Origin of the sequence: Streptococcus oralis subsp. tigurinus (assembly GCF_002356415.1) — a bacterium.
GTDB classification, from domain to species: Bacteria; Bacillota; Bacilli; order Lactobacillales; family Streptococcaceae; genus Streptococcus; species Streptococcus oralis_F.
This window is the reverse complement of the sequence record NZ_AP018338.1, coordinates 749,128-772,530: the sequence shown is the minus strand read 5'-3', so window position 1 is coordinate 772,530 and position 23,403 is coordinate 749,128. Positions and strand designations below refer to the sequence as shown.

The 23,403-nt window shown below is 30.2% G+C and carries 23 protein-coding genes; all 23 read right to left on the bottom strand.

Annotated elements, in window-relative coordinates:
• Positions 1-163: 163 nt before the first annotated feature.
• The 23 genes from STO1_RS03925 to STO1_RS03815 all read right to left on the bottom strand — a co-directional run bounded on the left by STO1_RS03925 (position 164) and on the right by STO1_RS03815 (position 23,305).
• The gene (locus STO1_RS03925; RefSeq protein WP_037612959.1) at positions 164-1,351 is read right to left on the bottom strand and encodes a tyrosine-type recombinase/integrase; all 1,188 of its coding nucleotides are present in this window, start codon (positions 1,349-1,351) and stop codon (positions 164-166) included.
• Entirely contained in the window at positions 1,323-1,592 is a 270-nt protein-coding gene (locus STO1_RS03920) for a DUF3173 family protein (RefSeq protein ID WP_000450956.1), read from the bottom strand. The genes STO1_RS03925 and STO1_RS03920 overlap by 29 nt, the downstream gene beginning before the upstream one ends.
• Before the next feature lie 307 nt (positions 1,593-1,899).
• Positions 1,900-2,121, bottom strand: a complete 222-nt coding sequence (locus STO1_RS03910; protein WP_016397755.1) for a helix-turn-helix domain-containing protein — start codon at positions 2,119-2,121, stop codon at positions 1,900-1,902.
• A gap of 665 nt (positions 2,122-2,786) precedes the next feature.
• Positions 2,787-3,995, bottom strand: coding sequence for an MFS transporter (locus STO1_RS03905; protein WP_037612953.1), 1,209 nt, complete (start codon positions 3,993-3,995; stop codon positions 2,787-2,789).
• 88 nt (positions 3,996-4,083) lie between these two features.
• On the bottom strand, positions 4,084-5,241 hold the full coding sequence (locus STO1_RS03900) for a nucleotide sugar dehydrogenase (RefSeq protein ID WP_037612952.1): 1,158 nt from the start codon (positions 5,239-5,241) through the stop codon (positions 4,084-4,086).
• 23 nt (positions 5,242-5,264) lie between these two features.
• Positions 5,265-8,249 carry a non-ribosomal peptide synthetase gene (locus tag STO1_RS03895; RefSeq protein ID WP_037612950.1) on the bottom strand — a complete coding sequence of 995 codons (2,985 nt, stop codon included), beginning with the start codon at positions 8,247-8,249 and terminating at the stop codon, positions 5,265-5,267.
• 308 nt (positions 8,250-8,557) lie between these two features.
• Entirely contained in the window at positions 8,558-9,565 is a 1,008-nt protein-coding gene (locus STO1_RS03890; RefSeq protein ID WP_037612949.1) for a glycosyltransferase family 2 protein, read from the bottom strand.
• A 42-nt stretch (positions 9,566-9,607) separates the two neighbouring features.
• On the bottom strand, positions 9,608-10,585 hold the full coding sequence (locus STO1_RS03885; protein WP_037612947.1) for a phosphoenolpyruvate carboxykinase (ATP): 978 nt from the start codon (positions 10,583-10,585) through the stop codon (positions 9,608-9,610).
• Positions 10,569-11,768: a methionine adenosyltransferase gene (locus STO1_RS03880; protein ID WP_041331786.1), complete on the bottom strand. Its 1,200-nt coding sequence runs from the start codon at positions 11,766-11,768 to the stop codon at positions 10,569-10,571. Before STO1_RS03880 ends, STO1_RS03885 begins: the two co-directional genes overlap by 17 nt.
• 11 nt (positions 11,769-11,779) lie before the next feature.
• Entirely contained in the window at positions 11,780-12,766 is a 987-nt protein-coding gene (locus STO1_RS03875) for a dehydrogenase (protein ID WP_096422019.1), read from the bottom strand.
• A complete protein-coding gene (locus tag STO1_RS03870; protein WP_037612706.1) occupies positions 12,750-13,493 on the bottom strand; it encodes a coenzyme F420-0:L-glutamate ligase in 744 nt (247 codons plus the stop codon). The genes STO1_RS03875 and STO1_RS03870 overlap by 17 nt, the downstream gene beginning before the upstream one ends.
• 1 nt (position 13,494) lies before the next feature.
• Positions 13,495-14,331: a sugar phosphate isomerase/epimerase family protein gene (locus tag STO1_RS03865; RefSeq protein WP_041331783.1), complete on the bottom strand. Its 837-nt coding sequence runs from the start codon at positions 14,329-14,331 to the stop codon at positions 13,495-13,497.
• Positions 14,300-15,202 carry a shikimate dehydrogenase gene (locus STO1_RS03860; protein ID WP_051415232.1) on the bottom strand — a complete coding sequence of 301 codons (903 nt, stop codon included), beginning with the start codon at positions 15,200-15,202 and terminating at the stop codon, positions 14,300-14,302. Before STO1_RS03860 ends, STO1_RS03865 begins: the two co-directional genes overlap by 32 nt.
• 156 nt (positions 15,203-15,358) lie before the next feature.
• Positions 15,359-15,817 carry a hypothetical protein gene (locus tag STO1_RS09890; protein ID WP_225915779.1) on the bottom strand — a complete coding sequence of 153 codons (459 nt, stop codon included), beginning with the start codon at positions 15,815-15,817 and terminating at the stop codon, positions 15,359-15,361.
• 117 nt (positions 15,818-15,934) lie between these two features.
• A complete protein-coding gene (locus STO1_RS09885) occupies positions 15,935-16,129 on the bottom strand; it encodes a hypothetical protein (protein WP_225915778.1) in 195 nt (64 codons plus the stop codon).
• Positions 16,130-16,752: 623 nt separating this feature from the next.
• Positions 16,753-17,619 carry a helix-turn-helix domain-containing protein gene (locus STO1_RS03850; RefSeq protein WP_037612709.1) on the bottom strand — a complete coding sequence of 289 codons (867 nt, stop codon included), beginning with the start codon at positions 17,617-17,619 and terminating at the stop codon, positions 16,753-16,755.
• A 114-nt stretch (positions 17,620-17,733) separates the two neighbouring features.
• A complete protein-coding gene (locus tag STO1_RS03845) occupies positions 17,734-19,557 on the bottom strand; it encodes an SAG1250 family conjugative relaxase (protein ID WP_037612711.1) in 1,824 nt (607 codons plus the stop codon).
• Positions 19,544-19,909 carry a MobC family plasmid mobilization relaxosome protein gene (locus tag STO1_RS03840; protein WP_037612713.1) on the bottom strand — a complete coding sequence of 122 codons (366 nt, stop codon included), beginning with the start codon at positions 19,907-19,909 and terminating at the stop codon, positions 19,544-19,546. Before STO1_RS03840 ends, STO1_RS03845 begins: the two co-directional genes overlap by 14 nt.
• A gap of 4 nt (positions 19,910-19,913) precedes the next feature.
• Entirely contained in the window at positions 19,914-20,270 is a 357-nt protein-coding gene (locus STO1_RS03835; RefSeq protein WP_001115082.1) for an SAG1252 family conjugative relaxosome accessory protein, read from the bottom strand.
• A 291-nt stretch (positions 20,271-20,561) separates the two neighbouring features.
• On the bottom strand, positions 20,562-20,852 hold the full coding sequence (locus STO1_RS03830) for a DUF5960 family protein (protein WP_001080186.1): 291 nt from the start codon (positions 20,850-20,852) through the stop codon (positions 20,562-20,564).
• Positions 20,842-21,207, bottom strand: a complete 366-nt coding sequence (locus STO1_RS03825) for a hypothetical protein (protein WP_045773575.1) — start codon at positions 21,205-21,207, stop codon at positions 20,842-20,844. Before STO1_RS03825 ends, STO1_RS03830 begins: the two co-directional genes overlap by 11 nt.
• On the bottom strand, positions 21,204-22,619 hold the full coding sequence (locus tag STO1_RS03820; protein WP_045773574.1) for a Y-family DNA polymerase: 1,416 nt from the start codon (positions 22,617-22,619) through the stop codon (positions 21,204-21,206). The genes STO1_RS03825 and STO1_RS03820 overlap by 4 nt, the downstream gene beginning before the upstream one ends.
• A gap of 2 nt (positions 22,620-22,621) precedes the next feature.
• The gene (locus STO1_RS03815; protein ID WP_045773573.1) at positions 22,622-23,305 is read right to left on the bottom strand and encodes a LexA family transcriptional regulator; all 684 of its coding nucleotides are present in this window, start codon (positions 23,303-23,305) and stop codon (positions 22,622-22,624) included.
• Positions 23,306-23,403: the final 98 nt, after the last annotated feature.

Here is a 23,403-nt window from a genome sequence, read left to right as displayed (position 1 = left end):
TGCCCCTTTTTTGCCCCCTCGCGAACAAAAAGAAAAACCGCTACTCCCAAGAATAGCGGTTTAATCATGTTTTTAAGCTACTAATGTAGTTGCTCTATTATTTAAGAGTAACAATTTGCAAATCCTATTTTCTCCCAGTATTAGTGGGTTAATTCCTCAATTTTCAACTCTGGCAGGAATTTGGTAGGTAAATTGATAATCCAAGATTATCTAAACTGCTTGTAATCTCTTCTGAAATTGTTGAATCACCTGAATAATACCAATGACTATATGTATTCAACGTGGTTGACTTATCAGCATGTCCTAATCGATATGAAACGTATAAAGTATCCTTATGTAACACATTTATAAGATAAGAGGCATGGCTATGTCTTAAACCTTTACCTGTAATTTCTGGTACACCAGTAATCTTAGCATGCCTTTTTATTATCCTAGAAATTGTAGACTTACACAAGGGGGCACCAAAACGTGATATTACATAATCTTTATCATCATTCTTGATTTGAACTTCTCGCCATTTTTTAAGTATTGTAATCGTAAAATCATCTAAATCAATTTTACGATTCCCTGCTACTGTCTTTGTTTGTTGTTTAGCATACCATACACCGTTTTTGTCTTTCTCAATTGTCGAATGAACATGAATCCATTTACGTTCAAAATCAATATCTTCCCATTTAAGAGCAATACCCTCACTAACTCTTAAGCCAGTCATAAAATATAGCCAGATCGTCATGTAATTATGGAGTCCCTCATACTCACTAATATCAAAAGAGTTTATTACCTTCTTAAATTCATCAAATGTCCAAAATTTTGTATCAGGGTGCTTTCCTCTAGGATTATCTAATCCTTTAAAAGGAACTCTATCAATATAACCCAATCTTTCTGCATAGCCCAGACATGCTTTAAATCTAGACCACATATTTTTAGCATAGTTACTAGAATACTTGTCTATAATAGCTAAGCGAAATCTTTCACAGTCAATAGTACTAATATCTGATAATTTTTTACTACCAAATTGCTTAATAAATAACTGATGATGTGGTAAAGCGGTCTGATAAGTTACAAATTGAACTTTTTGTTGATAATATTTTAAATAAATCTCTTCCATAAACTCTCTAAAAGTTAGAAAACTATTATTAATAGTAGAGTTCACAAATTCATGTTTTAAACGAAGTATCTCTTCATATGCTTCCTTAAAAGAATTAAACGGTAGTCCCTGTTGATTTTTCCTTCCTTTCTTTTGAATTCTTTTCCCAGTTATTGGATCAACTCCTAATTCAATTTGAAAATATATTTTTCCTTTTGAATCTTTGTATACACCTTTATATTTCTTTGTCTTTGATATAACCATTTTTCTCACCTTCTATATCTGAAAAAGAAATACCAATTAAATTTTCTACAATATTTTTAGGAGCAATGCCTAACCTTTTATTATCGAAAGGTGAACATCCTAATTGTACCGCATTCTTATCATTTTTTCTAGCTTCTTCAAACTTTTTTACAGCAATCTTTTTTGCTTGTCTAATAATATTCCTCGATGTGTGCTCTGGAAAACCAATCGCAACTAAATCTTTATAGTTTACTGTTTCCATGATTTTACTACTTCCTTTCTTAGATTTTTTCACCTCCATGGCATGACTGATGAAGTCATCATAAGAATTTCACTTGCTGCTCTTTTACGGTGGCAGCCTGAACGGTCAGAAGTATCATTGTATATCATTTGTATCATGGCATATAAAGTATCGCTCTATTTTATTGATGGTTTTTATATCGCTCTTATCATGGCGAGCCATTCAAAACTGCTCCACAAATGAGGAAAGTACCATTTTGGACTATTTAATTGTCAAAGAACCAAATAAAATAATCTCCTCATTTTCACACTCTATGAAATTGAGGAGATTATTTTCTAAAGCGAATTTTATCAGGAAAATCTGTCAATCCCAATAGGTAGTCTGTACTGACATCGTAAAAGTTTGAGAGAGTTACCAATACATCTGCTGTTAACGTATGCTCACCCCGTTCAATTTTAGCATAAGCTGAGTTTGTAAACGAAAGTATTTTAGCTATTTGTTTTTGGGTCAAATCGTGATCTTCCCTCAAATCTCTCAAACGTCTGTACATCTAGCTTTCTCCTGAGAAAAGTATAATATATAAAACTAAGAAATCATTCAAAGTGTCCTAACTGGACATTTTGAACTAAAATTAATCTATTAAACATATCTCATAAGCATATCTATTATAGGTAAGACAATATTAAGAAAGACGGTCAAAATCTATTAACCGTCTAAAAATGTTATAAGCTATTAAAAAATCAGCAGTAATCCGGTAACAAAAGTCACATAATTTTGTTAAGGAAGGGATTAATGATGTCCAGATTACTACTAACCAGCAAATTGAAAAATGCTCAACATGATATTTCTAAGATGAATCTCTTACTTTCAGAACCTAAAAGTTGAATAATAGCCACTCCCTACTTATCAATAAAATTATCCGTTGCATTAACAGATGTATATAAACCAATCCATGGATTTCAAAGCAATTAACTAGACTTTATTTGTCAATAACCACAAAATTAAATTAGAAAAATCATTAGTAATTAATTGGAGTCCTTTATGATGCTTTTTAAATAAAAGTAATACTTCTCAATATTTTAACTGAACTAAAAAAATAGCATAATGATATCTTGATTGTATTCTTATAAAACAGATTGCCCTTCACATTCAACTGTGATTGATTAAATTCCAAAGGCGCTCTAAATTCTCTATATCAGATATTTTTATCATCTATCAATTTCTATCATACCTCTTCAATAGCGTGCTGAATATTAGCGATAATATCGTAATAGATACACCAATAATAAAAAGATTAAAAGTATTGTTAGGATTTAAAACTACTGAGAAAAAAACAGTACCTAGTGGCATAAAAAGAATAGCTACCGTAAAGATGATTCCAAATACTCTGCCAAGAAACTCATTATCTACGTCTCTTTGAACAATAGAGAAAAATTGGATATTAAAAATGGAAAGAAATAGACTAAATAATGCTGGAGAAAAGGCTAAAATAATGACGTTGCGGAACATATAATAGAGCGGCGCTACTAGCATTAACATCAAACCTGAATATGCTAAAAAGAGCATTAAACGTTTGCTTGACAAGGATTTATTGATAAATCCACTTAATATCGCACCAATAAAGCCACCAATCGCTTCGGCTGTTAAAAAGGTTCCATATAGCCCACTTGAAATACTTCCAAACATTTGATTACTGTATGGCAGCAACAAATTATAGGCTGCTAGAAAAAAGTTAACAAGTGCTGAAAGGGCAATTATAATAAGAATTTGTTTATGACTATATACATACGTAAATCCTATTTTTAAATCATCAAAGATTCCTCTTATCGTCATATTCTCTTTTGTCTCCACCTCCTCATTTACAGGAGTAATGAAGAAAATTAGTGAGGTAGCAATTAAAAACGATAATCCATCTAATAATAACACACCATGTATTCCAAGTAACTTATATAAGAAAATTGCAATCATAGGAATTGTTACTTTAATCACAGTACTTGTTGTTTCTAACAATGAATTAAGTTGTGATATACTGTCCTTTTTTACAATTTCTTTCGTAAAAGCTTTGTATGATGGCCCTGAAAAAGCACTCATAAAAGCCAAAATGACATTTGTTATGACTATCGCATAAACCAACCATTGTTCTTGGGATATAAATGAAAGAGTTATGCAAGAAAGACCACATAAGATGTTTGTAGCAATAATAATTTTTTTCCGATTGAAGCTATCTGCAATGACTCCACCGAATAAATTAAATAGAACTCCTATCACACTTTCTAATGATTGATAGATAGCAACCAACGATAGTGACGTTGGATTGATCCCTGCAAGAAATCTGTTATTAGCATAGTCAAACATAACATCTCCTATTCGAGATATACCTTTACTATACACCAAGTATAGAATATTTTTTTTCATATTATTCATTTTATAGACCTTTAAAATTCTCGGGTACGACAACTATTAACTGAAATTATTAAATAAAAAATACTTTGTTCAAATATCAATCTTTTTGTTAATCATATTGAAAAATATCTCGTGTAAAAACTTTTGAGTTATATTTCATCAGAATGTCATCTATTCTATTAGCAACTATAATATCAGAATGAGCACTAAACTCATTAAAATCATTAATTATAGGGCAATCCAAAAACATTTTGTCTTTAATTAAAGGCTCAAATATTACAACATCTCTGCCACTTCTTTTTATATGTCTAACAACATCAATTGTAGAAGATTCTCTGCAATTATCTGACTCTTTTTTTGAATTAATTCTATAAATTCCTATGGTTTTAGCTGAGCTATTTAAAATCATTTTTGCTATATGAACTTTTCTAAATAAATTAGACTTGTTTATACTTGTAATAATTGGCGCAGAAATATCTTTAAAATGATACTCTAATTGCTTAACATCTTTAGGAAGACAGTAACCACCAAAACCGAATGAAGGATTATTATACGAATTTCCTATTCTCCAATCGTACCCCATCCCCTCAATAATTTTTTTAGAGTCTAAATTCTGCATCTCAGCAAATGTATCCAACTCATTAAAAAAAGCAATTTTTTGTGCTAAGTATGCATTCGAAAATAGCTTTATCGCTTCTGCTTCAGAAGACCCAATTAATAAAGTTGGCAAGTTTTCTTCAACTGCTATTTTCATCATTATGTCTAAAAATAATTGAGAATTTTTAGATTCATTACCAACAATAATCCTCGAAGGATACAATTGATCATGAATAGTATAACCTTCCCGAAGGAACTCAGGAGAAAAAATTATATCATTATAGTTAAAACGATTTCTTAAATATTTGGTAAAACCTATTGGAACTGTTGACTTTACAACAATTGTAGCCTTTTTATTTATCTTTAAAATATTATCTATTGTAATTTCGACATAGGAAGTATCAAGCTTATTCATTTTCAGATTGGTTGGCAATGCCAATATTATAAAAGTTGCATCCTTATAAGCCAATTCTTCAGATGTAGTTGCATTAATATTTTTTGCCTCATGCAAAAATTTCTTTATAGCATTCTCTTTTAGAGGAGATTGCCTTTTATTTATTAAATCAACTTTTTTATTGTCAATATCAAAAAAAGTAACTACATGTTCTCTTGCAAGTAGTACCCCTATTGATAACCCAACATATCCAACACCTACGACTGTGATTTTCATATTACCCTCTATTATAAAGCTTTTTATAAATCAATTTTTTTGTTAGATAAGATATAAAATTGATTTTTATACCTGAATGAAGTTATATAAATTCTAGGGTGTTTACCTAAGAATTCAGATATATCAGAAAAAGAATCTAAATATTGCTTCTTTTTCTGCTCACTAATAATACCTATAAAGTTTAAAGAAACCAAAGAAATACTAGCAAGTTTTTTCTTGATCTCTTGTCGCCAGTTTGACACATTTGGATAAAATTCATTAAAAATGAACCCAGGTCTATAGTAGATTACATTATCATCTTCACTGATGAAAAGGGGGAAATTCCTTTTTTTATATTCCTCAAAGGTATCTTCTTCTCTATAAATCAAATATTTAGAACTATGACAATCCCCAATTGTATTTTGTAGATTAAGAGCCTTTAAATCTCTGTTATTAAAGATTGTAGATATTATTAAAGTACTATTCCCGGATGCTTTACAAAGTTTTTTTGAAATTTTAAATGAAATATATAAAATACTATCAATATTCGAATAATCTGGTGCGTGGATGATCGATAAAGAATTCAAAGTGTCTGAAAGAAATTTCGTATGGTGTTTAATTTTTTTAGATTCTTTCAATAATAAATGATGATATTGATTTTTTTCCAATGAATCTTTTTTGTTTATTTCTCTTATTTTCTCACAATAATATTTATAATTTTCATCATTTGTTAATGTATCTTCGATACCACTAACTAGTCTACCAATTTGCTTTTTTATAATACTGATACTGGATAAATCGGATATAGAATGGTCCATTTGAATAATAATTTTCCCATTCAATCCGTTGCTAATAATAATTGGCATCGCTAATTGTCCGCCTTGATTACGTGATGTAGGAATCATATCTTCCCCAACATCTTCAAGTAAATCTTCCAAATAAGTTAGTTCAGACTGGTTTGATACTTTTAATACTGGTATATCCAAATTAGGTTTTACAATTTCAAAGTCCATTCGTTTTTCATCTACAGAGATTTTTGAGTGCAATAAACTATTTGAAGCAATCACTTGTTGGACAACTGATTTAATTTTTTCAATACTACAATTTTTATATTCAAAGGTTGAAGTTAAAATATTTCTATAGTTATCATAATAGTAAATTCTTTGGCAATGTATAGCCTGAAATTTGGAAATCACTTTATTGGTATTTCTTAAATAACTGTCATATAAAAATTTTATTTCAGTCTTTGAATAAAAATCTTCATTTCTCATGTCCAGCAAGTTATCAGTTTTTTCTACATGTAATTTTCTTTTTATATTGCCCTTAAGTTCTCGAATCAAATCATAGAGTTTTTTCCCATAAATATCATCCATGGGTATTGAAACTCCATAGTAATCTTCAAGATCTAATATAAATGTAAATAAAGAAAGTGAATCTCCTCCATTTTCAAAAAAATCTTTTGAAATATCCAACTTAGTAATAGAAATATTTAATTTCTTAGATACTAGTTTTAAAATCTGTACTTCATCATCACTTAGATTATTATAATCAGCTGCACTTACCAAATTATTTTGATTTCTCTCTTTAAATATTTCTTTTAAAAAAGTTTTATCTATTTTTCTATTAACAGTCATAGGAAACTGTTCAACCTTAATAAAGGAATTGGGTATCATATATTTTGAAATATTTTTTAAACAGAACCTTTTAAGATTTTGAGGACTGATATATCCTGTATAAAAAGCGACTATTTGCTTTTCAATCTGTAATACTAAAACTTGAATTACTTTACTATTGCTCTCAATACCTTTTTCAATTTCCCCTAACTCTATACGAATTCCATTTCTCTGAATTTGATTATCTTTTCTTCCAACATAGTAAAGACTTCCATTTTTATAGTAAACAATATCACCAGTAGAATAATATCTATCCCCATCAATTACTGGAAATCTTTCATTATTTAGACTTGTGTTAGTATACCCTTTTGATACTCCCTTCCCGCCAATATAAAGTTCACCATAATTGTGGGTTCCGTTGCTTTTAATGATATATTTTACACCCTCTAATGGAACACCTATGGGTATATCTTCCGTCTCGTCTTTCGTAATAATATGCGCTGTCGCATATATTGTAGTCTCTGTAGGCCCATACGCATTAATCAATTTAAAATTTAGCTTATTTCTTTTCCAAAGTCTATAAATTGATAAATTAAATTTTTCACCAGCAATAACAACATACTTAATGGTAGAATCTAATTTTTGCAATATCGGTTGTTCTAATCTCTCTATAAATGCTAAAAATGCTGCAGGAGAAAAGGCTAGATGCGTTATTTTATTTTTAAAAATAATTTCTGCTAAACATTTATAATTCGAGGGAACACTCAAATCTAGACAGTATACGCTACTGCCGCTCACTATCCAACCTAACATTTCTGTGATCGATACATCAAAACTATATGGTGTTGAAAATAAATATCTAGATTCTTCGACGGCAGGTGTTATAGTATTCAAGTTCCTTATGATATAATCTAAATTGGCTATCGACACTATTACACCTTTTGGTTCACCCGTTGATCCAGATGTGTGCAAAATATAAGCTTCTCGTTCTCTAAGGTATATAAAAGGATTTTCTATCGGCAATTTCTCATCTGATTTCTTTGTAATAAATTCTGAAACATCCAAAAAATTCGTTTTTGAAACATACGGAATATTTTTATCAGATATGTACATCACAGCTTGGGTGGATGAATAAATTTTTTTAATTTTATCTCCATTTAAAGAGTAATCTATCGGAACATAACAGTTATTCGATTTTAATATTGCAATCATAGCTAATATTTGATTAATCCCATGTGGTAAGATAACAGCAACACGTTGGTTCACCCCTATTTTGCGAACTATTTGATTAGCTACTATATTAGTTATTGTATCCACTTCACAATATGAAAGTACTCTTGTATTATCTTTTATAGCAGTTCTACTCGGATCTGTTTCTCTAATTGTCCCCAACATATCCATTAACATCTCAATCATACTATTCTCCTTTCTAAAAAAATAGATTCATATTTTCTATTCCTACCTTTTAATATCAATATCAAAATTCATACTGACGTTAACCTTACTGAGTATTATTAAAAGAATTGTTCAAAAATTGAATATTTTTGTACCTCAGTAAGAAAACTGACTCAGATAATGATTCACAATCTATAATAGATGTATCGTTATAGTTCAAAGTAACAACAATAAACTATTAATGCAAACAAGCAAACCAACCTATTGAATCCACTATTTATATTAACTAAATATGTTAAAATATTCAATAAATCATCCTCTCTCTATATTTAATTAGAGTCTTTAAGTTTACTATACTTTAGATAATTGTATATCCTCAACAAATAAAATGGTAATAAATGTACTGAATGTTCTTCACTACTATAATTGTAAATATTTTTAACCGCATTAGACAATATTCTGTCCCACTCTACATCTAACAGTCCATATGAATACTTGTTCTCTTCTTGTAATAAAAATAACGCCTTTTTCTTTAAGTTCTCAATATCATCGTTGGAAGGGATATCATTTGAATGAATAAACCGTCTTAAATGATTCTCAAAATCTATATTTAAAATCCATCTGTCTTTATTTGAAAAATCATCTTTGATAGTCTCGAAAAAACTTTGAGAAACTTCTAAAAAAATTTTTTCAATTTTCCCAAAGCTTTTTTTATGAATCTTTGATTGTAAATCAATTTCCTTAATTTTGTATGACTTTAACATCGCAGTTAAGGTTAAAAAGATATCTATTCCGTAACCTTTTGAATACTTGTGCCAATTACACTTCAAAGTTAACTCTTTTACCAGTTCCTTTGAAAAACCAAAATCGCCAGAAATACATTGATAAGGTACGTCACTTTTAAAAATTTTCACTAACATAGGATAAATAAAATGATTCGTCGCATTTCCTTCAAAAAATTTTCTAGCATAATTTGGGATTATAAGATCATAACCAGATTCAATTGACATAAACATTTTTTCTAGCCATATTTTTTCCAATGAGACAACGTCCCCGTCAATCAAAATCAAACCTGAAAAACTTGAAAAATTATTTATCGTATATTCAAAAATATTTCTCACGTTATAACCTTTTCCCTTTAGCTTTGATACTATCGAAATTTTGGTATTATAAGTTTTTGTTTCTAAAAAAATCTGAGGTGTTCCATCTGTACTATTACTATCTGAATTAATAATAATAATTTCCTTCCCTAAATTTACAGCATACTCATCGATTTGTTTAACCAATCTACTGATATTATCTGCCTCATTTAAGGTTGGAATGCCTATCACAAACATATTTACCACTCCTTTTTCAATATATTCACATCAATTCCCAATTCATTCGTAATATGAGTTTTCACTAGCATTTTCTAAAATCTTTTTTGCTAATTTATCAGGAGAATCTGCAATAATTTTATATAATTTATTATTAGTGAAAATTTTCTTTACTATTTGTTCACGTACTCTATTATTTTTTTCATAATTTATTAAAGGCATAGCAGAAAAATACTTTCCTTTATCTGATTGAAAACATGCAACTTGTCCAGATATATGTCTTCCCAATATTTCATTTAGAAATAAGCTGGCTAAACTATCATTCCAAATTGATTGACATATTTGTTTTTCTTGTTTGTCTGCTTTTATGTAATAAATTTCTGAAATTTCAACAGAAAAATTACAAGTACGTATCCCTAACTCTCCTGGGTCAATTGAAATTTTATCATCCCAGCTTGCCTGATTGAAGTGTGATGGATGATTAAAATATTTACTAAACAGTCTAAATAGTAATTTATCTGACAAAACAGCTGTTCTTCTAATTTTAAAGAATGAGGTTCCTGCACAAGTTACTAATATTCCAGAATCTAAGCCAAATATTACTTGATCATTACCTATAAGGTGGTATCCATGTTCTATACAAAGTCTGAGTGCGACAGTAGTTTTTCCAGCACCTTTATCCCCTAAGAGTAAAATTGAATGATCCGTTATAGGATTATAAACTGACGCTGCATGAATTAATAATGTATTATCCTGCTCAATCAAAAGACACTCAGCTAAATACTCTCCAATGTAATATAGTGAAATACCTTCTTTAAAATAATCTAATCTACCATAAACTAAAATACTTCCATTGCCATTATATTTTATATATTGTTGATTACTCTCAATAAATTTTACACTACCTAAAATCTTTATTGTTTCGCTAGAACATCTTATTTTATTATCCTGCTCTTTTATATTTTGAAATATAAAGTGAGGTACATCAAAAGAAATTCCGACAAACCCAAAATATAAAATTGTCTTATCCATTATAAACATTGGTTTTAGGAATAAAATGTTGAGTTGATAAAATTAGATTCGTATTTTTTGAACCTTTACATAAATGCCTATTAATAATTTCCAATACCCTTGTTTGATCAATACTTTCTTCTGTTTGAATATATAAATGGGTTGGTTTATACAGTTCTGAACCAATATTTGACTGCATAATTACTTGGCATGGAGTCTTAAACGTTTCATAAATATCTTTAGCAATAATATCAGATAAAAATCCCCAAACTTTCCCTACAAAATAAGTACAATTTTTACCTGCTGGTGCTTCCATAGTATTTGGTCTAAAGCTTGATATGATACCATGAGTTTTATTCCCTCGACCAACGGCACCTTCTTCTCCAAAATCAATACAAGAACCTGTAGAAGTTAAATAGTAATTATAATCAATAGAATAGTTTAGCTTTTTATACTTTTGTTCAACATACTCCTTAATTTTTTCTACATGTTTATCAACATATAGCCTACTTTCAATCTCGTTGTTAAAAAATTTACTTATTAAGGGAAAATTTATTCTAATAGAATAATGTAAATCGTTCCTTACAACCATCACTTTAATATCTCCACCCATTTGAATAAATCGTGGCGTTGGCAATTTATTGATATCTAGTTTATAAAAATACCCTTCAATCATTAAGGCTAATTCTTCCGAAATTGTTAAGGGCCAATAACTTATCATTGTAGCTGTATCATTTGCCTTTGGTACATCTTTATACTCTGGTAAGTCTTCTATTGTAGTAGGGGAGAACCAATTAGATTTTGTAGTAAAATCTGAAGTCAATGTTTCGAATTCTACGTAATTTTCAACATCTAAGTTGGGGAGAATTCTATTTAAATATTTAGTTGCAGCTTTTTTTTGAATTTTAAAAAGTGGAATTGGAATATCAAAACATTTTTTGCTCGCCCTACCTAAAAAAATAATTTTAATTGGTTCAATAAAGTCACTACCACCAAAATTCTGAATGGAATGTCCACCTCTTATAATGATTTTATCAAAATTATGATGTGGAATAATGCCAAATCTATTCAAACAGTACTGAGAATAATCAATTTCAATTTGCTCTGCTATCCCATCAGCTAAGGTATCAGGATGACCTAATCCTTTACGTTCTACAACCTCATATGCTAATTGACTTGGACTATAAAAATCATTAGTAATTTTTAATTCCATAATTTATACCTCTATACATAAATTTTATTGCATTCTAAATATAATTTAAGTAACACTTTTGTTATTTCAATAGCACTAATAATATCACACCCTCTTGGTATCCTATTCTCTTCTAATAATGTTAATTGTTTATCTATCATATCATCAGAAATTTGAATTTTATTATCACCATTAATTAACTCACTTCTATATCTTTCAATCTTAGGATGTGGATCAAAAATCAGAATTGAGTCATCAATTCTAGCAGTTCTTACTGTTCCATTTTTCCGATTCATCTGCTTTCCATCTTTTATCGAAAAACTCCCTAAATTACTGTTAATTTCTATCGATATATTTCTAATTCTAGATAAAATTTCTATCGAATAATCATGGTTTCTTAAATCTTTTATATAAAGATTATCTACAAAAACACCATTAACAAATTCATCTGATGATATTCCTAAATATCTTAAAATCGCTAATATATGCGGAAGTTCGATTCCGTAACCTAATATCTCCTCATCTAAAAATCTTCCATTTTCATTATCCGAGATTCTATTTTTAGAAAATTCAATCTGTATTTTTTCTGTTCCACTCAAAGAAAAACATCCATGATTTGAGAAAATATCTAAAATTGTAGAATAAAAATATTGTTCACTCACAAAAATATTTTTTTCTAAATCTGGTTGCTTTTTTATGATTGAAGTAATTTCCTCTAGATCTTTAAATGTATTACAAAGTGGTTTCTCTATACTAACATATGAAAATAAATATTTTTTTAGAATATTCTTCAATACTACTACATGTTGGTTAGTCGGAGTACAAATTTCAATGGTAAAATATTGTCTCGATAAATCATCATCTACACTGATTCCTTTGTTAAGTAATATTAAATTACAAAATTTTATATCTTTTACATATACATTGTAGCCTCTGCCCATCCATTTATAAGCTTTTATTTTCCCAATTTTACCAAATCCAACCATTAAAATATTTTTACTCTCAATTGGAACTCTCATTAATTGCATCCTTAATATTTGTCGTTTCAGACCACTCATATTCTATGCCTTTGATAATAACAGCAGGAATTCCTGTTCCACGTTGCCCCATTACTAAACCAGCACTAGCTGCAATCATGTCACATAAAGTTTCTTCTTGGAATTTTATTGTCTCTCCATTAGAATCTATTACTGCTGTTTTCCTCAATGGAGGAATACCATAAATGCCAATTGCTACTTGAGTAGCTCCTCTTTTATCCTCCCTACCATCACTATCAGTTATAACAACTGCCACGTTCTTACCAAGTGACAGTTTAAGATATTCTGAGATTCTTTTTGCAGAAGCATCTGGATTTTTAGGCAAGAGAAATACTTCATCAACTGATTTTTTATCGATTCCACCACTTGTCAACTTTAAACCATTTTCCAATCTACATCCAATGTAATTTTTTTTTATATCTAAACGTGACAGGTCTCTATCAACTAAGTTGAGCATAATTTCAATTATTCTAGGATCTTTACGAGGGATGCTCTTCTGAATTTCTTTAGCTTCATCACTCACTTGAACCTGTTTCAAAGACAAAACTTGATTTTCTGAAATAGACACAATTTTAGAAGCTATGCAAAGTACGTTATTGTCCTCAATAGAAAAATCTGAATCTTTAATACTCTCTGCAATAAACTTTTCTAAATTTTCACCTTCTTTCAAATAAGGAATATTCTTTAAACCAACTATACTTAAATTCATTTTAATCTCCATCAATATACTCACTTAGGGTTAAATAGGATTTTCTCACTACTTCTGCCTTTTTATCCAGTTCTTTTTCATGTACTTCTAAACTAAAAATTAAATTTATAAAATGTTCACGGATTTCATGAATGAGAGTTTTGAAGTTGATAATTCCTTTTCCTAATTCTACATAATATATTCCTGAATCATTAATAATATAATTCTTACAATGAATATAATAGATATAATTTTTCAATTTTTGAATAAGCTGGCCTACTTTGGGATCAATTCTATAATAATTAGCTATATCAAACCAAATTTTTAAATTTTTTATCGATTTTTCATCTATAAAATGCCCTATTTTTATCAAGTCGTCTGCAGTGCTCACAGCAGTCCCTAACTCATTCTCAATTAAAAAAATAATATCAGTCTCATTTAACATACTCAAAAATAGTTCATTGCACAAGAAATCATCTACTGAACACCCAATTCCACCAAATATTCTTATATATTTAATATTTAGGAATCTAGCTATAAAAATAATTTTTCTTATATAGAGCCATTGTTCATTTAATGTAACACTAGTCGACATACCATATAAATCAAGATTACTTTCTAAATTCTCTCCTTTTACATTCCATTTAAAAAGTGGACTCGCAATGGAAACCGGGGTTATATTATACTTTTGCAATTTTTCTTTTAAATTGATTAACTCTTCGTCACTAAGTTTTATAATATTTTTATTATTTATCATTCTTAATTCACAACTTTTAATTGATAGATTATTTAAAAATTTCAACGAAGTATCTAAGCTATCTGATATTTCATCGAGATTTACTGTTATATGAAAAACCATCTGTTTCTTGTATCTTCCTTTCCAAAAATTTATGTATCCGTACTATATCATCTTTTAGTAAAAAATACTTACTATCATTGATTTTATCGCACCACAATGAAAATGCCTCGATCCCTTGAAAAAGTAAAACCCATAAACCGTCTATTATTTTTACTCCTTTACTACTAAAATATTTATGAAGCTTAGTGTGTAAAGGATTGAAAACTACATCCATAAAGTATTTATCTTCATAATTAATACTATCTAACTGCTTAAGATTTATAGGTAAATCATCTTCATAATTTACCATTCCAACTGGTGTAGTATTTATTATGATCTCTATATCATTTAAAAGTTGTTGATTGACCAATTCCTGATATGTAATAAACTTTAGATCAGAAAAACTTTCCATTAAACTCCATGTATTTTCACTAATTGGCTCTCTATATACAATGACTGGTGAGATTTGTAGTTTTCGTAAAGCAAAAATAGCCGCCCTTGAAGTACCTCCAGTACCCCAAATACAACATTTTTTTAAATGGTTAACATTGAAAAAATCTAATGTATCATAAATACCTTTCCAATCAGTATTAGTTCCTATAATAATATCTCCAGTTTTGTAAATATTGTTAACAGAACCGGTTACCTCAGCTACTTTATCTAAAGTATCAATATATTTCATTGTTTCTCTTTTATAGGGTAAAGTTATGTTTAATCCAATGCATTGTGGATCATTTATTAGATTTTTAATTTTTTCTTCTAAACACACTGAGTTCACTAAAATTTTCTTATGTTTATAGTCGTCTAAACCTCCTATAATATTATTTAGATATTCAAATAATTCATCCGATATAGAATGTTCCACTGGATTACCAAGTAATGCAGAATACATAATATTCCTCCCCACTTTTTTAAATAAGATACTACTAATTAAAAATATTTGTTACACACTGTTATATATTATTCCTAAGTATCTTAGCCACCAACAATAATGATAATATCCATCAACAAAATCAAAATCGTGAAAAGTTTCTAAATTTCTTCATTCTTAGACTTCCTTTCCGTTTTTATTTAAAGGCAGTTTACATTTACCAAAGTAAAATTGATTTTCATTTTCTGTATGACACAATATATGATTATCTTCAAATCTATACTCACAATATGGAGAAAACGTTAACGCATTCTCGCTAGAGCCAATCAAACTATACCTAGGAGCATCTACTGTTCTTTTTTCTGATTTTTTATTGATTATTCTAACTATTTCATCATATTGAAAACCAAAATAGTTCAATAAAATAAACCACGAACACTCTGCGAATCCATTTTCTTTTAGTCCTCTATATGTAATAATAGTATCAACATTTGATTTGATTAAATCATCTACATATGATTTTCCTGATAGTACAGTTCCAAAACAAGAAGCTAAGAAAATCACTTTATTTTTTTTAGAGTCTAAAAAATCAACTAATATCGTATCATTACTATTAATTGCTATTGCTTCTGACACTAATTTTTCTTGACCTAAATATAATAAATTACCATTACCATGAACGATTGCGGATAAATAGTTAATTTCTTTTAAATTACATAATTTTTCATATACATTCCCTTTACGATTTACAATCTAAAAATTTTCTCTAGAGATTTCTTTAATTGAAGAATCAAGCATATTTAATATTATATTCGCATTACCCTCAATTTTATATGGATACAAAAATTTCGTAATTAAAACAGATAGTGCCTCTAAATCATGAGAAACTAAGTATGTAATATTATATATTGATAATCTCATAATCAGACTATCTAATTCTTTTGACATTGCATACTCACTGATAAATATGTACTGTTTATTCCTATTTAACAAGGCTTCTGTTTTAATTTTTAAAAATTTTGCACCTATACATTGTGATAATGCATATGCAATATCATAATCTCTAGTATCTGCATATAAAATCTCTAAATCTAAATTAGATAAATCTCGCCTGATTCTATCATCTAACTTAAAGTAATTTATATTTCCAGTTTTAGAGTATAAAATTAGATTCTTACATTCACTTATTTTAATAAATAATCTAATTTTTTATTTGTAATAATGACCTCTTGCATAGTAAAAATCCTTTAATAATTAAACAATTGCATATATGATTAGTAAGTATTTAGTTATAACTAAATACTTACCTGTACAGGTAAGACTCTCCTTACAAATATAATGATGATTTAAACAACTTTTTAAACTATATTTTACTCCCTTCAATACATCTGCCAGGATATAGAATTCAAACATCAACAATTTTAATCCTCTTTTTTAATATATTAATTTTTTTCTAATATCTAAATTTTTATCTAGAAACACCGTTTGCAGGACCAGGATCAATTTCTGTTGCCTTTATATGAGATTGGGGTTTCGATACAATCCCTAACAGAATTAAAACTATAACTACGCTATTCTGTTATATCTGCAATATAATGCTCGATTTTAAGAGCCATTGACATATTGCCCTCAAGCTTATATAGGAAATAAGCCGTTTCAAAGTACTCTTTTACTGCAACTTTAGAAGAAAAATTCTTACTGACATTTCCCATCAATACATACAAATCAGCCAAAAGATATGTTGTTCTATACGTCTTACATTGCTTTATCGTATCTGTGATTTTAGTAATAGCCTCTTCAGTATTATTCTGCAACCATAGATAGCGACAAACATTATAATTAAATTTAATAGAAAGGTTTAATTCTTCGATTGTGTTTAACTTGAGTTGATTTACTTGACACTCCAACTTTTCTCGAATTTCATTAAAGCTCTCTAAATCTTCAATATCATAATAAAAATTAAATAGAGTATTTGAAACTTGAAGGTAGAACAGGTCAGTTACATTTAACTGAGACAGTACCTTCTCCAATCTTGCCACAGCTTCCTCTTTTTGCCCATAGAAATAAAAATCTATAAGAGATTTTATCCACTCCATATAAAATTTATTTACTAGAGACAAGCGATGTACCTTTACACTCTCTAATTCATATATATACTTCAAAGACTCATAATTTCGATTTGTGATAAATGTCTGGGCTAACTTCTTAAACTCTGATAGCTCATCAATCTCTTCTACAATTTGCTCATTAAAAAAATAATCTATACTAACTTTTAACTTCTTAGACAGAGCATATAAAAAGTCTGCTCCTGGAGTAAATTCTCCATTCTCTAATCGACTAATCTGTCCCTGTTTACATATCCCCTCGGCCAATTCTCGCTGAGACATTTTTAATTCTTTTCGTCTATTTTTTAATCTGGTTGCTAATAGTGTGCCCACGTTTGCATTTTCCTTTTCTATTCGATTTCAATTTCAATTGTAACATGATTAAATTTTAAATACAAATTTATAAGCCAAAAGATACAAATTATATATAAATAATGACTAGATAGGTTATTTTTGAAAACCCATCTCTTCTTCTTTTGAAATTTTCTTACTCACACGATTGATAAACTTATTCATTTTAAATACGATGTTCTCATATCTATCTTTTTCTAATGCCAATTGATTTCCCAACTCCTTCAGATTCTCTTCCACAACATTAATACTAATTGCCTCAGTTATATTCAATTTTGAAAGATTCAACTTCATTTCTTGCTTGTTTTTAACTGAAGACAGTAAATATTCTGCTACTTGATTTAAGGTTATCACTCGTTCTTGCAAAGCATTGATTCTCAACTCAGACGCTGCTAGTTCACGCACTAGCTCGTCTTTAATCGTGATATAAGATTGATTTTCCACATTCAACTTAATCAAAGCATCCACTTCTTCAATCTTTTCTTCAATCATCTCCACAGTCGTTTTTCTGTGGAATGGAATTGTTTGATTTTCAGAGCTGAATTGGCGAATCAACGTTCTACCTTTCATATAGCGGTTTTTCTCGGCGTCATCTTTGTGATAGACATAGTAGGCGCTAGTTTCTCTAATAAAAACCTTTACCTTATCCTCTTCCATATCTAGCTCCATGTTAGGTACAAAGACAAGCCCCTCCTGACGAATACCAAACTTGATCTTGATGTAAATTCCATCATCCACTACTTTTTCGATTTGATTAAATGACAACTCTACCTCAAATTCATGAACAGCGTCCCTGTTTTTCCTGAACCCTTGATAGGACTCCCAAAATTTCTCCTCGCTTGGGAGTTCTTTTTCTTTGGAGATTTTCTCTTCTTGATAAACTTGAACTAAATCCTTAAGTTCTGGAGCTTTCAATTTTTTTCTCTTTTCAAAATAATCTTTGAAAAATTCTACATCGTAAAGATTTTTCTTATTTATTTCGGTCTCTTTCACCTCTACTCCTGAAAATTGAAAAGAAACATGCTTTTGCTTAGGACTGATATTTAATCCAAATAGTTTTGCTTTTTTTATCAGAGTTTCTAAGTTATCAACATTGGGTAGAAGAAATTCCATAAGCTCTTCTATTTTTCTTTTGGCAAAGTAATTCTTGAAAAACTCTTCTGTGTAAGGTTGCTTGCGATTGAGTTTATTACCACGCACCACTTGTCTCATAGTTGAGTCCGTCATAAAAAAGGTGGTATGCTTGTGACTGAAATCCATCTCCATATGTAGTAATGGAGCGTTCTTTTTTAAATCCTCAAAATCGGTAGAATTTTCAATCAAAAAATAGAGTCGCTGCTTGAGTTCGTACTTGTAATTGGTCTTACGATAAACTTCAAACTGCTGGTGGGAATAGCGATTCTCTATAATTTTCGCCCCTGCAATTTTAGAAAATCTATCTGAAATCATTCGAAGATTTCGTTCCACATTATAATCCCACTTGAGTTTTTTGTCCGAATTACTATCAACCGAGTTGATAATGATGTGATTATGGAGGTGATTTTTATCAGCGTGAGTCGCAACGATAAAACGAAATTTTCCACCGGTTAACTCCTTCATTGTCTCATAGCCAATCTGATTGATTTGTTCAGGAGTGAGATGATCCTCTGGAGAAAAAGACTGAATGATATGATGGGCATGAATTTTTCGTTGCTTTTCCTCTAACCTAGCATGCCGAAAATTATAAAGCGTATCATTGCTGATAAAATTTTCATGATACATCTGCACCATCTCATCATAGCTAGGAAAATCCAGAAAATTTCTCATGCCATAGTCCGATACCAATGCAAGATTCTTAGTCTTATCAGGATTAAGAATATACTTGATAATTTTTCTGCGATAACTCTTTCCGTGAATGGCAAAATGCTTAGTGATGACCATAAAACTCCCTCAACTTTTTTGCTTGAACACTAAACTCTTTCTCTACCTCACTTATCAAGTCAGCGATTCCCTTTTTCAAGTCTTGCAATTCTTCACTTGAAATCAACTGAGATTGATTAACACTTCGGGCAATCTGGTTGATGTTATTACCAATCCTCTTCAACTCAAATATCAAATCTTGATAACCAGTTGTATCAATGGTGATGAAATTCATACCAGGGTCAAGTAGGGTTCGTCGAGCATATTCTGAAAAAGATTTACAACCGCTTTGATCGATGCAATGTTTCAACTGACTCAATTCGCTATCAGATAGGAAAACTTTCTTTAGCTTAGTTCGGTAACGATTTTCCATGTGCCTACCTCATGTATTTTTTACGGAAGTCTTGACTAAGAGGAATGGAGTTCCCTATTTCTTGAATCAATTCCTGAACACAGGTTAAGAGAATGGATACATGTTCTTGGGTGACTTGATGTTCTGCCCTTGATAAGATTAAAATCTCATAAACATCACGACTGATTTGTTCCAGCTTTTGAGAATGCCAGAAGGTGAACCACTTTTCAGCAGTCATTTCTAACTCGTTCTCCAGTAACTTGTTTCTGGCAAATGAAGAAAAGTGTTCAAATCCTTTATTTTTCATCATTATGTCAATCATTTCTAATTCATTTGCAGTCAAATTAACCTCTTTGCGAATGTCTCTGTATTGTTCTGGCACACTACTTCCTCACTTTCATCTATTGTCGGATAATTCCCGACCCCGTGTCAACCACGGGAAACTTATAAAAACAAAATATAGCATCTTGTAAGGCTTTGCGAGCTCAGATATTGTGTCCACAATATCCCAAAAATCATATCGCCTGCCATTTCAAACCATACGGTTCAAAAAACAAACGATATGAAAATGTGGTGGCACGCCCCCAAACCCCCAAGATAAATCTAAATTAAAAAAAGTATAACAAATACTTTTTGATAAAATTATCACAGAAAAAAGAGCCCTGTCGGACTCTTACAAACTAAAACAATGTCTCTGATATTCATACTGTCTAATGCCACTACTGTCTTTGTTCATCTTGATAGAAAAAACAAAATAATGGTCACGACCGTCTAAAGATTTGCTTTTGTTAAGTTTAAAATAATGTTTTTGAGACATAGCCATTGTGCGTAAAATGTCATCAGTGATAAATGTTAATGGTATATCTAAAGCAGAATACTTGTAAAAATCTGACTCAAATCGTAAATAAGAATCAGAAAAATAATCCAGCTGCAATTTATCATCATATAATTCTTTACGATTCATATAAATCCACCCCTTCTATTTGGATATCGAGTATATCTTCCCATCTTAATCGAAGAAAACCAGTATCTGATTTAATAGATATAAACTCTTTTCCAATCTCTTTAACAATACCCGATACTACTTTTCTTCTATTGGATAACTTAAAAACAAAAGTTGCTGGGAAGACATTTGTATACAGTTGCCGAACAAATAGAACTTTCTCTTCCATTGATAGGGAAATGGAGATATCTTCTTTATTTTTTTCTTCCCAAAGAGAACTTGAATGTTCTGACAAAAAGAAGCCCATCCACTTAGCCATCCCACGATCTTGATACTCTCTTGCAGACAAAAAAGGCAAATAAGAACGATTCATCATTTTAGTCCATCTAATCCTCCAGCTGAATGACCACCAATAAGTTTACTTCTTGCAATTGTTCTAGAAGCTTGATCTAGGACATTTCCTTTCAATAGTGAAGTAAAACCAAATTCTGTTCGAATAGCATCGATTGCGGACTGGAGCCTTTCTTCTTTTTCTATTTTTTCAATATCATCAAATAATGAAATCAATCCAAAGGATTCATCCACTAAACCAGAATAATTCACTGCCACATTCCTGATAGCTCCTGAAGTATATTTAGTGTGAAATAACTTTAAAACGTAGTTTGTCAGTAGTGCTGTTTGATTGGTTGGTTCAATCTTGATTTGAGTATGAATAGATCGTTTCTGTTCCGCCTTAGAATAACCCAAGTGTATAGAAACTACTGTTGCTTTTTTACCAGCTCTTCTCAATCTAACTGCAACTTGTTCTGCCATCTCACGAAGGATAATTTCAATATCTCTTGGTTTAATATAATCTCTTGGTAAAACTTGAGAGTTCCCTATCCCTTTTGACTTTGGCTTATAAGGTTTATGAACATTACTTTCATCAATCCCATTGGCGTGGAACCATAACTCTAGACCCATAATGCCAAGCTCTTTTTTTATCAAGTCAGGATTAGCCTGTGCCAATTCTTTAATCGAAAAGATACCTAAACCATGTAATCTCTTCTCCATCCGATTTCCAATTCCCCAGAAATCTGTCATTTTAGGAATAGCCCATACTTTCTTTTCGACATCCTCATAGGACCAATTGGCTCTCATTGTCGGAGTCTTTTTCGCTTCATTATCTAGTGCTAACTTAGCTAATAAGGGATTGGAATTAGACATGCCTACAGTTGAATAGATTCCAGTTTTTCTCCAAATCTTTTTTTGAATAGCAGCCGAAATAATATCTAATTTATCTTTCCTACTAATACTTTTATCTGGTACAAAATAATTTAATGAACTTGTTAAATCAATAAATCCTTCATCAATTGAGTAGGGATAAATATCATCTGGTGCCGCAAAATCATGAAAGATTTTTTGAATCTCCATATTGACTGCTATATAAGTATCCATTCTCGGAGGGACAATCACGGTTGATTTTGCCCATTCCTCTATATAGCGGACATAGTCTATCGTTGTCGGTAAACCTTGCTTCTTAGCATTATAATAAGAGAATTTGCGAGTCTTTACATCAAATGGTAAATCATAGGAACGTCCAACGTTCGACTTTCCAAAGACCTTTTTAAACATAGGAGAGGAAGCAAGAATTAAACCAGCAGAATTATCTGCACGACTCATAACACAAAGCGAAGTCTTAAGTGGGTGTAATCCTCTATCTACACATTCTACACTTGCGTAAAAAGATTTCATATCAATAAAGGCAATGTCACTTTGAGGTTCTAGACTATAATCAAACCAACTCATGCTTAGTCCTCTAAAGGCATAAAGTTCCCAACTATTTTCCCTATAATGCGAGGATTCTCATCATAAGGCGCAAACTTATCTGAATAGTTCCGATTGAGTGAAACTAAACGAAGCCCATTTTCTTCACGATACACTTTCTTAATATAGGTTTGACCATCCCAATCTATGGCATAGATAGCCCCGTCATAATCAAATCCCGTTTGCTTAATAAGGGCTACAGAACCATTTTCATATGTCGGTTCCATTGAATTTCCAAACACCCATGATGCAAAGTCATAATCAAATTGATGATTAAAATAAACTGTATCGTAATTACCATCATCAAAATAAGCTGTTCCTGTACCAGCTGATAATTTTTCGTAAACTTTATAAGCAAAACGCTCAGGAATTTCTACAACCTTCGCATTCTGTTTGTTCAACAATTCTGTAGCATAATGAAGTGTTGCTTTTTGATTCTTTTTAGTTAGCTTGAGATAGGTTTCTACTATTTCATACTCTGATTCAAAATATCGAGGGTCTACATTAAAAATCTCACTCAATTTGCTTAGATTATTTTGATTCGGTTTTGTTTTACCTGATTCCCAATTAAAGTACGAAGCTCTACTAATTCCCAAACTGGATGCAAGTTGAGATTGAGATAAGCCCTGACTCTCTCTTTTTTCTTTTAATTTAGTAGGTGAAAACATCTTTTCTCCTTTGTAAGTTTATTAACTAACAAAAGAATACCATAGCTTCTTGAAAAAATCAAGAGTTTAATAAACCCCAAAGATTTAAAATAATCATA